Origin of the sequence: Deinococcus gobiensis I-0 (assembly GCF_000252445.1) — a bacterium.
Lineage (GTDB): Bacteria > Deinococcota > Deinococci > Deinococcales > Deinococcaceae > Deinococcus > Deinococcus gobiensis.
In genome coordinates this window covers 2,796,209-2,810,354 of sequence record NC_017790.1, presented here as the reverse complement: position 1 = coordinate 2,810,354, position 14,146 = coordinate 2,796,209, and the positions used below count along the sequence as shown (strand labels likewise).

Sequence of the window (14,146 nt, the reverse complement as noted above, 5' to 3'; positions counted from 1 at the left end):
GGGCAGGAGCCTGGACGGAAAAACAGGGCGTGTGGAGGCGGCCTCAGCGCGGCTCGCCGATGCCCGCCACCCCCGGCAGCGTGAAGCAGAAGGCGTTGTGGTCGCCCTGGCGCTCGACCCAGACCTGGCCGCCCCAGCCCTGCACGATGCTGCGCACGATGTACAGGCCCATGCCGCTGCCCTGGCCGGTGGCCGCGCGCCCGCGCGTGTGTGCCCGGAACAGGCTCTCGGTGTCGTTCAGGGGCACGCCCCGGTCGAGCACGCAGACCTCGACCCAGGTGCCGCGCAGCGTGGTCACCACCTGGACCGGCTGCCCCGGCGGGCCGTACTTCAGCGCGTTCTCGATGAGATTGAGCAGCACCTGGAGCAGCTTGTCGGGGTCGGCCCGCACGAGGTAGTCCTGCCCGAAGCTCAGGCTGGCCTGCCGCGCCGAGAGTTCGCTGCCCAGCAGCCGCTCGGCGCGCGCGAAGGCCTCGGCCAGCGCCAGGGTGCGCGCGCGGGTGGGCCGGAAGCCCACGGCGAGGTCCTCGACGAGCCGCGCGAGCCGCTCGGTCTCCTGGAGGCCCTGGCGCACGAAATTCTGCGCGAGGTCGTCAGGCATGTCGTATTCCAGGGCTTCGAGCACGCCGCGCAGCGCCGCGACCGGCGTGCGGAACTCGTGCGACAGCACCGCCGTCGCCTCGCGCAGTTCGGCCTCGCGGCGGCGGTGTTCGGTGATGTCCTCGACGATCAGGGCTGCGTACTCCCCGGTCCCCTCGTGGTCCCGGGTGGCGGTACAGCGCAGGGTACGTCCGCCGGCCTCCAGCTCCAGCTCGCCGCCGCGTTCCAGCAGCGTTTCCAGGGTGTGACGGCGCACGACCTCCAGCACCGGCCGGCCGGCGGCGCGGTCCTGCGGCACCCCCCACAGCCGCACGGCGGCGGCGTTCAGGCGCGTGACCAGCCCGCCCTGCGTGAGCAGCACGGCCTGGGGCAGCGCGTCGATCCACGACAGCGGCGCGGGCGCGGGGGGCAGGGGGACGTTCGGCTGGGCGGTCATGCGGACTCGGCCCGGTCGGTGCCGCGCGGGCGCATGCGGTAGCCCTTGCCGCGCACCGTCTCCAGAAAGTCGGGGCGGCCCGGATCGTCGCCCAGGTGCGCCCGGAGCTGCGTGACGTGCTGGTCCACCGTGCGCTCGCCGCCCAGGAAGTCCGCGCCCCACACCCGGTCGAGCAGTTCGGTGCGCGAGTACACCCGCCCGGCGTGCTGGGTCAGGAACGCCAGCAGGTCGAACTCGCGCCGCGTGAGGTTCAGGCGCCGGCCGTCCATGCGCGCCTCGGCCGCCGCGAGATCGATGTTCAGGGGGCCGTTGCCCAGGGTCTGCGGGGCGTCGGGCTGCGAGCGGCGCAGCAGGGCGCGCACGCGGGCCACGAGTTCGGCCGCCGAGAAGGGCTTGGTCAGGTAATCGTCCGCCCCCGTCTCCAGGCCCTCGACCCGCTCGGCCTCGGCGGCGCGGGCGGTCAGCATCAGGACCGGCAGCCGCCGCAGTTCCTGGTCGGCGCGCAGGCGCCGCAAGAAGCCCAGGCCGCTCTCGCCGGGCAGCATCCAGTCGAGGACCAACACGTCGGCGCCGGGCAGGGCGTCCTGGGCCTCACGGGTACTGCCGAAGGCCGAGACGCGCAGCCCGGCCCGCTCCAGATGAAAGCGCAGCACGTCCCGGACAGTGCCCTCATCTTCGATCACGACCACATGGCTCATTGCCCTCATTCTGACCCGCGCTGTCAGCCGGGTGTCAGCCCTCTGGGCCACCTTTGCGCGGGCCGCCCGTTGCAAAAGGCGCGGCGGGCCGCTCCCCACTGGGGGAACGCCCGCCGCCCTGGGGGCCGGCTTCAGGCCGGGGCGCTCAGACGCCGCGCGGCTCTTCGGGGAAGTCGAGGCGCTCGGCGTCGCTCCACAGGCCTTCGAGGTCGTAGTACTCGCGGGCGTCCTTGGTCATGATGTGCACGACGACACTGCCGCCGAAGGCCAGCAGCAGCCAGCGCTCGCTCGGGCCTTCGACGCTGGGGCGCGGCAACCCGGCCTCCTGCGCCTTCTGACGCACGTTTTCCTGCACGGCGTTGAGCTGCAGGCCCGCCGTGGCGGTGCAGATGACGAAATATTCGAGGGTGCTGCTCACGCCCGTCAGGTCGAGCACGGTCACGTCCTCGGCGCGGCGCTCGCGCGCGGCGTCCACAATGGCGCGCAGTTGCTGTCGGGTCTGGGAATCTGGGGTCATGGGGTCTCCGGCGTGGGGGTCTGGGTGGGGGTCGGGTTCGGGGTGGTCGGGGTCCGGTAGGCGCTCAGGCCGGCGAGCTGCTGCGCGGCGTCGGCACCCAGCAGGATGCCCACCTCGCCGGGCGCGACCGGAAAACGCTCGCCCTGAAGGCGCGGCAGGCCCAGCAGGTCGGCGAGGGTCTCGGCGGCCCCCACGTCCTGTTGGGTAAACACCTGACTGCTGACACTGCTGGCCGGCGCACTCTGCACCCGGACCTGCGCGTAGCCCAGCACCCCGAGGGCGCGGGCGAGCGCTTCGCCGAGGCCGGCGCCGCTGGCATCCTGAATAGTAACCCGGATGGGGGCTGGGCGGGCGGCGGCGCTTCCATTCTGCCCAGCCGTCGCGGGGGCCGAGCCCCACACCTGGGCCAGACGCTCGCGGTCGGGCGCGAGATTGAAGCTGCCCCGGATGGTGTCGGTGGGCAGCGTGGCGAAGCGTAGCCGCATGCCCGACAGGTGCGGCAGCAGCGAGGGCAGAAGGTTGGGGTCCACGTTGGTCTCGACGCCGTTGCCCACCCCGCCCAGAATCGTCGGCAGCGCGGCGAGGCCCTGCGGCGACTTGAGGCGGGCCGCGAGCTGCGTCAGGGCCTGCTTCTGGTGGTCGATGCGGCCGTAGTCGTCCCCGAAGCCCTTGCGCACGCGCAGGAACAGCACCGCCTGATCGCCGCCGAGGTGGTGGTTGCCCGGCGAGAGCTTGAGATTCACGCCCGCCGCCTGATCCACCCACTCGATGCCGGGTTCAGGCACGTTCACGTCCAGCCCACCGAGCGCGTCGATGACCCGCGCCACGTAGTCCGTCCGCACGATGACGTAGGAGTCCACCCGCTCGCCGGTGATCTCCTCGACGGCGCGGGTCAGGGACTCGGGGCCGCCGGACCAGTACTTGCTGTTCACCTTCTGGGCGGCGGCCGACTGACGCCAGCTGAATTCGCCGACCGTCGTGTCGCGCGGGATGTTCAGCACGTCCACGCGGTCGCCACTCACCTTGACCAGCATCAGGGTGTCGGTGTTGGGGGTCTGGACGAGGCCGGTGCGCTGGTCCTGGTTCTTGCAGGGCTGGCGGTAGTAGCAGTAGATCACGTCGCGCCCGGCGAGCAGCACCGTGAATTGTGGGGCCTGCCCCGGCAGCGTGGCGACGGGGGCGGCCGTCCCGGGCTGACCCAGCAGGGCGAAACCGCCGAGCGCGAGCGCCGAGAGACTCAGCCCGAAGGCCTGTGCGGCGCGCAGCAGCGCGTGCGAGCGGCGCGGGCGACGGCCCGCGCCCGCCTGTCGGGGGCCGTTCGGAGGCAGGGGAGACTGGGGGTCAGAGTGCGTCAATGTGGCTTGACACCTTAGCGCGGGGGGGCCGGGGCAAACGTCGCCGAACTTCCCGGACGGTCAGGAAGGGCGGGGCGGCTCCGGAGGTGGAAGCGGGCCTCAGAACCGGGACGGGGCCGGAAAGCGGATGGTCGTGCCGGTCGCCGGTTCGGCCGGAGCGACGGCGGCGCAACCGGCGGGTTCCAGGGCGCGGTAGGCGGTCAGGGTGCGCGGATGCACCGTGATGCCCCGGCCCTGGAGGTAGGTGACCTTCGAGACGATGGCGCGGTTCAGGGCCGCGCCGAGGTCGTGCATCGCCAGTTCGCGGATGTCGTCGTTCACGCCCCGGCCCGGCTCGGACACGTCGGCGATATAGACGCACGCAGATACCGGATTGCCGCCGCGCGGCCCGGTCGTGTGGTCCTCGACGGCCTCCAGCACCACCTCGTCACGGTAGCCCCAGTGTTCCAGCAGGGTGCGGGCCGCGCGGCCATGCAGGGCCAGCGGGTGCAGGGCATCGATCTCGCATTCGGGGGGCGCCAGCCGCAGCAGCTCCGCGTCGGGCAGATCGCGGGCGATATCGTGCAGGATGCCTGCCGCGTAGGCGCGCTCGATCTGCCCGTCGTCCAGATGGTTGGCGACGGCGATCTGGCGTGCGAGGACGGCCACGCGCTGAACGTGTTCGAAACGTCGGGGCCGGACCATCAGCCGGACCCGCGCTTCCCATGCGCCCAGTGAGGGCCAGACCGTGGGCAGCCGGAACGCGACGTTCATGCGGAGTTGAGAGCCTTTCCGGACCACATGATCGCCAGTATACGGCGGCGCCCCCACGCGCACAGACCCGACTGGTCATGGAAATGATTCCATAAGGTGAGTCCAGTTCCTTCTGGGAGTCACGGTCCGGTTGGCCCTGGCGGCGATTGAATCTCTTCTCATACAGTGCACATAAAACGGTCCGTGGTCCGGATCAATTGGACGGTGTGGCGCCCGGCACACGCTCGACGACCAGACGCACGCTGACCGAGTCGAGGGCCTGCGCGCCCTCGGGGAGGTCGAGCTGCACCGTGAGCGCCGAGGTGCCGGGCCGGTAGGTCACGCGGCCGGCGACCTCCCGCAGCCGGGCCAGCAGCGCGGGCGGGGCCACCACCCGCACGCTGGCCGGTTCCAGCGTGGCCGAGGTGACACGCAGCCCGGAGGGCGGGCTGTTCAGGGTGACGCGCAGGGTCTTGATGGGTATCTCGCCCCGGTCCTGGCGGCGCAGGGTGACGCTGGCCGGGCGGGTCTGCACGCTCTCGACCGGCAGGCCCCGGTCGTCGAGGGCCAGCAGCCGCACCTCGCGGGACTCGCCGGGTTGCAGGGCCGTGGGCGTGGTCACGACGCGGGTCACGGTGGTCACGGCGCGGCTCGGCCCCGACAGGATCACGTCGGCGGGCGAGGTCGCGTAGCGCGGGAGGCTGCCGTCCTCCAGCGGCACGACGCCGGGCGTCACCGTGACCGTACGCGAGAGCTGCGTCTCGACCGAACCCTGTACGCGCTCGGGGCTGCGGCGGGTCAGGGTGGTGCCGGCCGGGACCGTGACCGTCACGGGGCGGTTGAAGCCGCCCTCGGGCACGCCGGTCACGTCCACCACCGCCTCGATGTTCGCTCCGCGCAGTTCGCTCAGGCGCTCCGGGCGGCCCGAGAGGGTCACGCGCACGGTATCGGGGTTCAGCGAGGCGACCGCGCGGCGCTCGTCGCCCCCGGTGGTGTCGCGCACCGTCACCGGCACGTCGAAGCCCTGCTCGACGTTGGCGCGCCGGTCGCCGGTCGTCACGTACCACAGCACCGAGGCGACCGCCAGCGCCGCGAGTTTGGGCAGCAGGTTGTGGGTCAGCCGCCGCCACACGTAGGCCGGGCGCAGCCAGCGCCGCACCGACTCGGGCAGGCGGCCGGGGGTCTGGCCCGGACCGGAGGCGCTCATGTGCCGCGCCCCGTTTCCGGCGGTCTGGCCGTCGCCGGGATGGGCGCCGAAGCCGGGCCGCCGTAGTCGTAGACCAGGGTACGCAGTTGCTCGCGCAGTTCGCTGCCGTTGAGGTCCGGTCCCAGGCGGCCCCCCAGCGCGATGCGGATGCTGCCGCGTTCCTCGCTGGCGATCAGGACCACGGCGTCGGTCAGTTCCGAGAGGCCGATGGCCGCGCGGTGGCGGGTGCCGTAGCGGCGGTAGGTGCCGTCGCTCTGTTGCAGCGGAAAGAGGCAGCCCGCCGCCACCACCCGCGACCCCTGGAGAATCACGCCGCCGTCGTGCAGCGGCGCGTTCCGGGCGAACAGCGCCTCCAGAAAGGGCGCACTGACCACCGCGTCGAGCCGCACGCCGGTCGCGGCGTACTCGCCCAGCGGCGTGCTGCGTTCGATGGCGACCAGCGCGCCCACCTTGCGCTCGGCGAGGCGTTCGAGCGCGCGGGCGAGGTCTTGCAGCGCCGCGCCGCTCTGGGCCTCGCGCCCGCGCGGGCGGCCGACCCGTTCCAGCGCGGCGCGCAGCTCGGGCTGAAAGAGGATGACCAGCGCGAACAGTCCCACCGTGCCCGCGCGCCCCAGCAGTGTGCTCAGCGTGACCAGTCCCAAAACCTGCGCCGCGCCCCACACCCCGGCAAAGACCAGGATGCCGCGCAGCACGTTCACCGCGCGGGTCCCCACCACGAGTTTGTACCCCTGGTACACCAGCGTGGTGACCAGCAGGACATCAAGCAGGTCACGGGGGCTGACGGGGCCGAGGGACAGCGCAGGCAACGGGGGAAGACTCCTTGGGGGCGGGGGCGGGGCGCGGCGGGCCTTTCCACTATACGGGCGCTTTCCGCAGTCCCGTGAGGCGCGGCGCCGGCCCCCTCCGGCGCGGTCTTGAGCAAAACCTGAACCGTCAGGGGCGGGGCGCGGCGGCCGCGCGGCGCGCGCCATACTGCGGGCATGTCCGTGAATGTCAGATTCCTCGGCCAGAGCGCGTTCCTGCTCCGCAGCGGCGACCACGCCCTGTTGCTCGACCCCTTCATCGAGGGCAACCCCGTGTGCCCCGTGCCCCTGCAGGAGGCGCTGGGCTGGAAACTCGACGCCGTGCTGGTCAGCCACGCGCACGGCGACCACTGGGGCAACGCCCTGGACTTCGGCAAGGCGGGCGTGCCCATCATCGCCACGGCCGAGATCGGCGGCTACGCCCAGAAGCACGGGGCGCAGGGCGCGGTCGGCATGAACATCGGCGGCACCTACCGCGCGCCCTGGGGCAGCGTGACCCTGACCCCGGCATGGCACAGTTCGTCGTTTCCCGACGGCACCTACGGCGGAATGCCGACCGGGCTCGTCATCGAGTTCGGGGGGCAGAGGCTGTACTTCGCGGGCGACACCTGCCTGTTCTCGGACATGGCCCTCATCGGGGAGCGCGGGCTGGACGTGGCCTTCTTGCCGGTCGGCGACCACTTCACGATGGGGCCGGAAGAAGCCGCGCGCTGCCTGGACCTTCTGAAGCCCAGGTTCGCCGTGCCCATGCACTACGGCACCTTCCCGGTGCTGACCGGCGACCCCGAGGTCTTCCGCGCCGAGGCCCAGAAGCGCGGTGTCGAGGCCCGCATCCTCAAGCCCGGCGAGGCGACCGACTTCTGAGCGCAAGGGGGAACCGCGACTCCGGGCGGCTCCCGCAGGGTTTCAGCGCGAGGCGAGGCGGTCCCACAGGCCGCAGCGGTGCGCCTGCCGGAAGCCCGCGAACTCGCCGGTCGCCTGTGGGGCGAGGCCCATGACCCGACCGTTCTCGGGATCGTAGGGGGACCAGGGGGCCAGCCCTGGCCCGTTGGGATCGCCCCGGCGCGCGAAGTTGGCCCAGTAGGTGCGGATGCTGCGGGCGAGGTCGGCCTGCGGGGCCGTGAAACGGGCGGGGTCGGCCAGTCCGGCGAGGCGCGTGCCGAACACGCTGACCAGTTCGGAGGCGTGCGAGGCCCCGTAGCGAGGCACGCTGGCGGTCGGCGCGAGGTCCAGCGGCGGGGCGGGATCGCGGAATTCGTAGGTGTAGACCGGCGCGGTGCGGGCGAGGTCGGCCGCGAGATCACTGGCCGGGCAGGCGAAGAGGCTGTCGGTCACGAGCGAGGCGGCGGTGTCCCCCACCGTGCCGCCGCCCGCCGGGTAGCTCGCCAGGGCGCGCGGAGCGTCCCAGCGTTCGAGCAGCGCGACCACCCCCCAGAACTGCCACAGCGGAAGGTCCTGCCCGGCCTCCGCCACCGGAGCCACGAACAGCGTGCCCTCGTCGCGGTTGGTGCCCAGCAGCACCGGTACCCGCAGGCCCTCGCCCGCCGCGAACACGTCGGCGGGGGCGCGGGGCAGTACGCGGTCGCCCGAGACCATCGGGAGGTCCACCGCGCCCGGTACCCGGCGGCCCGGGACCGGCACGTCCAGCAGTCGCCCGGCCGGCACGGCGCGCAGGCACGCGGCGTCCTGGGGCGCGCAGCCCAGCGCGCGGGCATAGGCGCTGCCGGTGTTCAGGGCTTCGCTCAGGGGCGTGGTGATGCCCTGCGGCGTACACGGCCCGCTCTGGAGGATGGCGCGCGCGAACAGCCCCCGCGACAGCGGCGAGGCGAGCTGCGCGCACAGACTCATGGCCCCGGCCGACTCTCCGAAGACCGTGACGTTGCGGGGGTCGCCCCCGAAGGCCGCGACGTTGCGCCGCACCCAGCGCAGGGCCTCCTGCTGGTCCATCAGGCCGTAGTTGCCGCTGCTGCCCGTGGCGTCCGTCAGGGCGGGGGCCGCCAGAAATCCCAGCGCCCCCAGGCGGTAGTTGAGGGTCACGACGGTCACGCCCTGCTCGCGCGCCAGGACCTCGGCGGCGTAGTCGCTGCCCGCCCCGCTGCGGAAGGACCCCCCGTGCAGCCACACCATGACCGGCGTGCGCGGGGCGCGGCCGGTGTTCGGCAGGGGCGGGGCGTACACGTTCAGGAACAGGCAGTCCTCGGCCCCGCGAAGCCCGCTGCGGCCGTCGCCGGGCATCTGGGACATGGGCTGCGGGCAGACGTCGCCCGGCGCGGTCGCGGCGCGCAGGCCGGTCCAGGGGGCGGGGGGCTGCGGGGGCTGCCAGCGCCGCTCGCCGGTCGGGGGCGCGGCGTAGGGCACGCCCTGCCAGACGCGCACGCCGTTGTCCAGGACGCGGCCCAGCAGCGCGCCCCCGTGGACCTGGACCCGCACGCCCGGGACGGGGGGCGGGTCGGCGCTCACTTTCAGGTCCAGGAGCCGGGGCTGCGTGGCGGGCGCGGTCACGGGCGGCAGAGGCGCCGGCCACAGTCCCGCATCCTGCCCGGACGATCCGCCCGCCGCACACAGCGCCAGCGCCGTCATTACCCGCAGAAACCGGACCATGCCCCAAGGTAGGGAGGCAGGGTCCGGCGCGGGTGGGAGCGGTCTTGAGCGGAAATTGGAAGGTGGCGCCGCTCCGGAGGGCCTCTCAGGCCGGGGTGGGTTGCAGGCCCACCGGCGCGGGCGGGTCGTCGTCCTCACGGCCAGCGCTGCCGGGTTTGTCGAGCAGGCCGCCCGCCAGCGCCTGCTGCACGTCCTCGCCGCTGAGGCTCTCGCGGGCGATCAGGGCGTCCGTGAGGCGGTGCAGGACATGGACATGTTCGCCCAGCAGCGCCACGGCGCGCGCGTACTCGCCGTTCAGGATGCGGCTCAGCTCGGCGTCGATCTGCGCGGCGGTGTGGTCGCTGTAGGCGGCGGCCTGCGGGCCGAAGCCCAGATAGTTGCCGCTGTCCTGCGCCAGCGCGAGCTGCCCGACCTCGCTCATGCCCCATTCGGTGATCATGCGCCGCGCGATGCCCGTCGCCTGCTGGAAGTCGTTCGCTGCGCCGGTCGTGACCTCGCCGTAGACGATGTCCTCGGCGGCGTGCCCCGCCAGCGCCACGCAGATGCGGTCGAGCAGCGCCGAGCGGGTGTGGTGCATCCGGTCCTCGGGCGTGTACAGCGCCGAGCCGAGGCTGCGGCCACGCGGGACGACCGTCAGCTTGTGCGCCTTGTCCGAATGGGGAAGGAGCTGTGCGGCGAGGGCGTGGCCGACCTCGTGGTAGGCGGTGACCTTGCGGTCGGCCTCGCGCACCACCAGACTGCGGCGTTCCGGGCCCATCAGCACGCGGTCGCGCGCCTCGTCCACGTCGCGCCCCACGATGCGGCTGCGCCCCTCGCGCGCCGCCTGCAGCGCCGCCTCGTTCAGCAGGTTCTCCAGGTCTGCGCCCACCATCCCGGCGGTGCGGCGGGCCACGACCCCGAGGTCCACGGTCACGTCGAGCGGCTTCTTGCGGGCATGGATGCGCAGGATCTGTTCGCGCCCCCGCACGTCGGGGGCGTCCACGACCACCTGGCGGTCGAAGCGGCCCGGGCGCAGCAGGGCGGCGTCGAGGACGTCGGGGCGGTTGGTGGCGGCCAGGATGATGACCTCCTGCCCCGAACCGAAGCCGTCCATCTCGACGAGGAGCTGGTTGAGGGTCTGTTCGCGCTCGTCGTTGCCGCCCTGGAGGTTCATGCCGCGTTTTCTCCCCACGGCGTCGATCTCGTCGATGAAGACGATGCAGGGCGCGCTCTTGCGCGCCTGCTCGAAGAGGTCGCGGACGCGGGCGGCGCCCACACCGACGAACATCTCGACGAAATCCGAGCCGGAGATGGAGAAGTAGGGGACCTTGGCTTCACCGGCGACGGCCTTGGCGAGCAGGGTCTTGCCGGAGCCGGGGGGGCCGACGAGCAGGACGCCGTGGGGGATGCGGGCACCGAGCTGGTGGTACTTCTCGGGCTGGCGCAGGAAGTCGACGACTTCCTGCAGGTCCTGCTTGGCCTCGTCGCAGCCCGCCACGTCCGCGAAGGTCAGCTTGATCTGCCCCTCGCTGATGATCGCCGCCTTCGACTTCCCGAACTGTCCGGCGGCGTCGGTGCCTCCCGAGCTGCGGCGCATGAGCAGCATGACCAGCCCGCCGATGAGGGCCAGGGTCAGCAGCCCGCTGATGAGCGTCAGGACGTTGAGGCGCGACGCCGGGGCGTAGGTCACGCTGACCCCCGCCGCCTGAAGCGAGGCGAGGCCGATGGCCGGGTCGGCGGGCAACGTGCGGGTGCGGTAGTCGCCTCCCTGGGCGGCCTGCCCGCCGCTGCCCGCTGAGGTGGCCGGGGCCGCCCCACCGGCCGCGGCCCCGGCGCGCAGCCGTCCCTCGATCTGGGCGGTGCCGTTCTGATAGGTGATGACGGCCGTTTCGACCTGGCCCCGGCGCAGCGCGTCGGTAAAGGCCGTCAGGGACAGCTCGTCGCCCCGGCCACGCGGCGAGAAGAGGGCCACGCCGACCAGCAGGACGCCCGCCGCCGCGAGCAGGCCCCAGCCCCATGTCCACTTGCCCCGGGGGGTGCTCATGTCGCCCGGGTCCACCGGTTGTGCAGGAGGTTCATGCCCCAGTGTAGGCCCGCCCGGGGGCGCGCAAGTGGGACGCAGGCGGCAAAGTCTGGACTTCTGTGGGGGCAGGGGGTGGCCCCCGTCCCGCGCGTGGCAGCATGGAGCCCATGACCCTGCCCAGCGACCCTGCCCCTCCGCTTTCTCCGGCCTCCGGCTGCGCCCTCGTGACGGGCGCGTCGCGGGGGCTGGGCCGCGCGATGGCCCTGCGGCTGGCCGCCGACGGCTGGCCGGTGGCCGTCAACTATGCCCACGACCATNCCGGGGCGGGGCGCGTGGCCCAGGAGATCGTGGCGGCGGGCGGGCGCGCGCAGGCCTTCGCCTTCGACGTGACCGACGGGGCGGCGGTGCGCGCGGGCATAGAGGCGGTGCGTGCGGCCCTGGGGCCGGTGACGGTCCTGGTCAACAACGCCACCGGCCCGCAGCCGATGATGCCCCTGGAGCAGCAGACCTGGGATGATCACCTGAACCAGCTCGTGTTCTTCGTCAAGGCGCCGCTGCTGTTGCTCCAGGCCTGCCTGGGCGACCTGCGCGCGGCGGGGGGACGCGGCCGGATCATCAATATCGGCAGCGAGGTCGTGGACCTGGGCAACGCCGAGTTCGGGCACTACGTCGCCGCCAAGGGGGCCATGCTGGGCCTGACGCGGTCGTGGGCCACCGAACTGGGGCCGTCGCAGGTCACGGTGAATCTCGTCGCGCCGGGCTGGGTGCCGGTCGAGCGCCACGAGGGCGACGGCCCCGAAGGCCGCGCCGCCTACGTGGCCGCCGTGCCCCTGGGCCGCCAGGGCGTGCCGCAGGACGTGGCCGAGATGGTCGCCTTCCTCGCGTCCCCGGCGGCCGGCTTCGTCACGGGCCAGACTTTCGCGGTCAACGGGGGGCGCACCCTGGCGTGAAGGGGCCAGGGGCAACCGGGCGAGTGATTCAGGGCAAGACGCGCAAGAGGAGGCCCGGCGCTGACGGACCGGGGAGGAGCGGTAGGACCGCGCGCCTCCAGCCACACCTTGAGGCACCCTTAAACTTGAGCGCAATGCACTCAAGTCTATTGACTCCAGGGAACTGTGGGCCTATGCTAGTTGCAGTTCAGAACAGCTGCCCTCCGGGCGGCATATTCCCCTCTCTCAAGGAGTCAGACACATGGCTAAAGCAGTCGGTATCGACCTGGGCACCACCAACTCCGTCATCTCCGTCATGGAAGGCGGCCGTCCCGAAGTGATCGTGAACGCCGAGGGCGCGCGCACCACCCCCTCCGTCGTGGCCTACAAGGGCGACGAGCGCCTCGTCGGCCAGATCGCCCGCCGTCAGGCTGCGCTGAACCCCGGCGCGACCCTGTTCGAAGTCAAGCGCTTCATCGGCCGCCGCTGGGACGAGGTGCGCGAGGAAGCGGGCCGCAGCCCCTTCAAGGTCAAGGAAGGCCCCGGCGGCAGCGTGCGCATCGAAGTCAATGGCCAGGACCTCGCCCCCGAGCAGGTCAGCGCCGAGGTTCTGCGCAAGATGGTCGCGGACGCCAGCGCCAAGCTGGGCACGAGCATCAAGGACGTGGTCATCACCGTGCCCGCGTACTTCGACAACTCGCAGCGCGAGGCGACCCGTCAGGCGGGCGAGATCGCGGGCCTGAACGTGCTGCGCGTCATCAACGAGCCGACCGCCGCCGCGCTGGCCTACGGCCTGGAGCGTAAGGGCAACGAGACCATCCTGGTCTTTGACCTGGGGGGCGGCACCTTCGACGTGACCATCCTCGAACTGGGCGACGGCGTCTTCGAAGTGAAGTCCACCAGCGGCGACACGCACCTGGGCGGCGCGGACTTCGACCAGCGCATCGTGGACTGGCTCGCGGGCGAGTTCCAGAAGGAGCACAACTTCGACCTGCGCAAGGACAAGCAGGCCCTCCAGCGCCTGATCGAGGCCTCGGAAAAGGCCAAGATCGACCTGTCGAGCGCGTCGGAAACGACCATCAGCCTGCCCTTCATCACCTTCGACCCCGAAACCCGCACCCCCATGCACCTGGAGCGCACCCTGTCGCGCGCCAAGTTCGAGGAACTCACCGCCGACCTGCTGCGCCGCGTGCGTGAGCCGGTGCAGCGCGCTCTGGACGACGCCAAGCTCGACAAGAGCGGCATCGACGAAGTGATCCTGGTGGGCGGCTCGACCCGGATCCCGGCCGTCAAGCGCATCGTGCAGGACATCATCGGCAAGACGCCCAACGAGTCGGTCAACCCCGACGAGGCCGTGGCGCTCGGCGCCGCCGTGCAGGCCGGTATCATCCAGGGCGACTCCAGCCTGGGCGACATCGTGCTCGTGGACGTGACCCCGCTGACGATGGGCGTGGAAGTCAAGGGCGGCATGATCGCGCCGATGATCACCCGCAACACCACCGTGCCCGCCAAGAAGACCGAGATCTACACCACCGCCGAGAACAACCAGCCCGGCGTGGAGATCAACGTACTCCAGGGCGAGCGCCCGATGGCGAGCGACAACAAGTCCCTGGGCCGCTTCAAGCTCGAAGGCATTCCGCCCATGCCGGCCGGCCGCCCACAGATCGAAGTGACCTTCGACATCGACGCCAACGGCATCCTGAACGTCTCGGCGCGTGAAAAGACCAGCGGCAAGGAAGCCAGCATCCGCATCGAGAACACGACCACCCTCGACAAGGGCGACGTGGAGCGCATGGTGCAGGAAGCCGAGCAGAACGCCGCCGCCGACAAGCAGCGCCGCGAGAAGGTCGAGAAGCGCAACAACCTCGACAGCCTGCGCGTCCAGGCCCTGGGCCAGATCGAGGAGAACGCGTCGGCCCCTCAGGACGCCAAGGACAAGCTCAAGGCCGCCGCCGACGAGGCCGAGGAAGCCGTGCGCAGCGACGACGACGCCAAGATCACCAGTGCCCAGAAGAACCTCGAAGAGGAACTGCGGACCTTCATGACCGCCAACCAGGCGGGCCAGGAAGGGGGCCAGCCCCAGGCCGGCGCCCAGGGCCAGCCCAAGGCCGACGACGACGTGATCGACGCGGACTTCAAGCCCGCCGAGTAATGTTCCGGCTTCCGGGTCCAGCCATGAGCGCCGGACCCGGAGGCGGAGCAACGCGCGCCGGACAACACACGACCCGCAGGGGAGAGGACGGCCTATTCGCCCCTCTCCCCCTAT

Annotated in this window: 12 protein-coding genes; 3 read left to right on the top strand and 9 right to left on the bottom strand. The window is 72.1% G+C overall.

Features of this window, described 5'->3' with window-relative positions; translation table 11 throughout:
- Positions 1-43: 43 nt before the first annotated feature.
- The 7 genes from DGO_RS13445 to cdaA all read right to left on the bottom strand — a co-directional run bounded on the left by DGO_RS13445 (position 44) and on the right by cdaA (position 6,351).
- On the bottom strand, positions 44-1,036 hold the full coding sequence (locus DGO_RS13445; RefSeq protein ID WP_043802480.1) for a PAS domain-containing sensor histidine kinase: 993 nt from the start codon (positions 1,034-1,036) through the stop codon (positions 44-46).
- Positions 1,033-1,734: a winged helix-turn-helix domain-containing protein gene (locus tag DGO_RS13440; RefSeq protein ID WP_014686061.1), complete on the bottom strand. Its 702-nt coding sequence runs from the start codon at positions 1,732-1,734 to the stop codon at positions 1,033-1,035. Before DGO_RS13440 ends, DGO_RS13445 begins: the two co-directional genes overlap by 4 nt.
- Positions 1,735-1,879: 145 nt before the next feature.
- On the bottom strand, positions 1,880-2,251 hold the full coding sequence (rsfS, locus tag DGO_RS13435) for a ribosome silencing factor (protein ID WP_043802477.1): 372 nt from the start codon (positions 2,249-2,251) through the stop codon (positions 1,880-1,882).
- Positions 2,248-3,606, bottom strand: a complete 1,359-nt coding sequence (locus DGO_RS13430; protein WP_420810564.1) for an LCP family protein — start codon at positions 3,604-3,606, stop codon at positions 2,248-2,250. Before DGO_RS13430 ends, rsfS begins: the two co-directional genes overlap by 4 nt.
- 99 nt (positions 3,607-3,705) lie before the next feature.
- Positions 3,706-4,359, bottom strand: a complete 654-nt coding sequence (gene yqeK, locus DGO_RS13425; RefSeq protein WP_050920816.1) for a bis(5'-nucleosyl)-tetraphosphatase (symmetrical) YqeK — start codon at positions 4,357-4,359, stop codon at positions 3,706-3,708.
- Between the two features lie 193 nt (positions 4,360-4,552).
- On the bottom strand, positions 4,553-5,545 hold the full coding sequence (locus DGO_RS13420) for a CdaR family protein (protein ID WP_014686057.1): 993 nt from the start codon (positions 5,543-5,545) through the stop codon (positions 4,553-4,555).
- Complete coding sequence (gene cdaA, locus DGO_RS13415; RefSeq protein WP_043802474.1) at positions 5,542-6,351, bottom strand: diadenylate cyclase CdaA; 810 nt, start codon at positions 6,349-6,351, stop codon at positions 5,542-5,544. The genes DGO_RS13420 and cdaA overlap by 4 nt, the downstream gene beginning before the upstream one ends.
- Positions 6,352-6,525: 174 nt before the next feature.
- On the opposite strand from cdaA, the gene DGO_RS13410 reads away from it, so the two are divergent.
- Complete coding sequence (locus tag DGO_RS13410) at positions 6,526-7,212, top strand: metal-dependent hydrolase (RefSeq protein WP_145975335.1); 687 nt, start codon at positions 6,526-6,528, stop codon at positions 7,210-7,212.
- 42 nt (positions 7,213-7,254) lie between these two features.
- Here DGO_RS13410 and DGO_RS13405 read toward each other — a convergent pair whose 3' ends face one another.
- Positions 7,255-8,949 carry a carboxylesterase/lipase family protein gene (locus tag DGO_RS13405; protein ID WP_014686054.1) on the bottom strand — a complete coding sequence of 565 codons (1,695 nt, stop codon included), beginning with the start codon at positions 8,947-8,949 and terminating at the stop codon, positions 7,255-7,257.
- Positions 8,950-9,034: 85 nt separating this feature from the next.
- On the bottom strand, positions 9,035-10,972 hold the full coding sequence (gene ftsH, locus DGO_RS13400; RefSeq protein ID WP_014686053.1) for an ATP-dependent zinc metalloprotease FtsH: 1,938 nt from the start codon (positions 10,970-10,972) through the stop codon (positions 9,035-9,037).
- Positions 10,973-11,109: 137 nt separating this feature from the next.
- On the opposite strand from ftsH, the gene DGO_RS13395 reads away from it, so the two are divergent.
- Positions 11,110-11,901, top strand: a complete 792-nt coding sequence (locus DGO_RS13395; protein ID WP_476697655.1) for an SDR family oxidoreductase — start codon at positions 11,110-11,112, stop codon at positions 11,899-11,901.
- Between the two features lie 241 nt (positions 11,902-12,142).
- Positions 12,143-14,032, top strand: coding sequence for a molecular chaperone DnaK (dnaK, locus tag DGO_RS13390; RefSeq protein WP_014686051.1), 1,890 nt, complete (start codon positions 12,143-12,145; stop codon positions 14,030-14,032).
- Positions 14,033-14,146 lie beyond the last annotated feature (114 nt).

Excerpts from the sequence above, each read along its gene's own strand:
- DGO_RS13405 (WP_014686054.1), bottom strand. The coding sequence starts at position 8,949 with ATGGTCCGGTTTCTGCGGGTAATGACGGCGCTGGCGCTGTGTGCGGCG.
- DGO_RS13440 (WP_014686061.1), bottom strand. The coding sequence starts at position 1,734 with ATGAGCCATGTGGTCGTGATCGAAGATGAGGGCACTGTCCGGGACGTG.
- rsfS (WP_043802477.1), bottom strand. The coding sequence starts at position 2,251 with ATGACCCCAGATTCCCAGACCCGACAGCAACTGCGCGCCATTGTGGAC.
- DGO_RS13445 (WP_043802480.1), bottom strand. The coding sequence starts at position 1,036 with ATGACCGCCCAGCCGAACGTCCCCCTGCCCCCCGCGCCCGCGCCGCTG.
- DGO_RS13420 (WP_014686057.1), bottom strand. The coding sequence starts at position 5,545 with ATGAGCGCCTCCGGTCCGGGCCAGACCCCCGGCCGCCTGCCCGAGTCG.
- dnaK (WP_014686051.1), top strand. The coding sequence starts at position 12,143 with ATGGCTAAAGCAGTCGGTATCGACCTGGGCACCACCAACTCCGTCATC.
- DGO_RS13410 (WP_145975335.1), top strand. The coding sequence starts at position 6,526 with ATGTCCGTGAATGTCAGATTCCTCGGCCAGAGCGCGTTCCTGCTCCGC.
- ftsH (WP_014686053.1), bottom strand. The coding sequence starts at position 10,972 with ATGAGCACCCCCCGGGGCAAGTGGACATGGGGCTGGGGCCTGCTCGCG.
- yqeK (WP_050920816.1), bottom strand. The coding sequence starts at position 4,359 with ATGAACGTCGCGTTCCGGCTGCCCACGGTCTGGCCCTCACTGGGCGCA.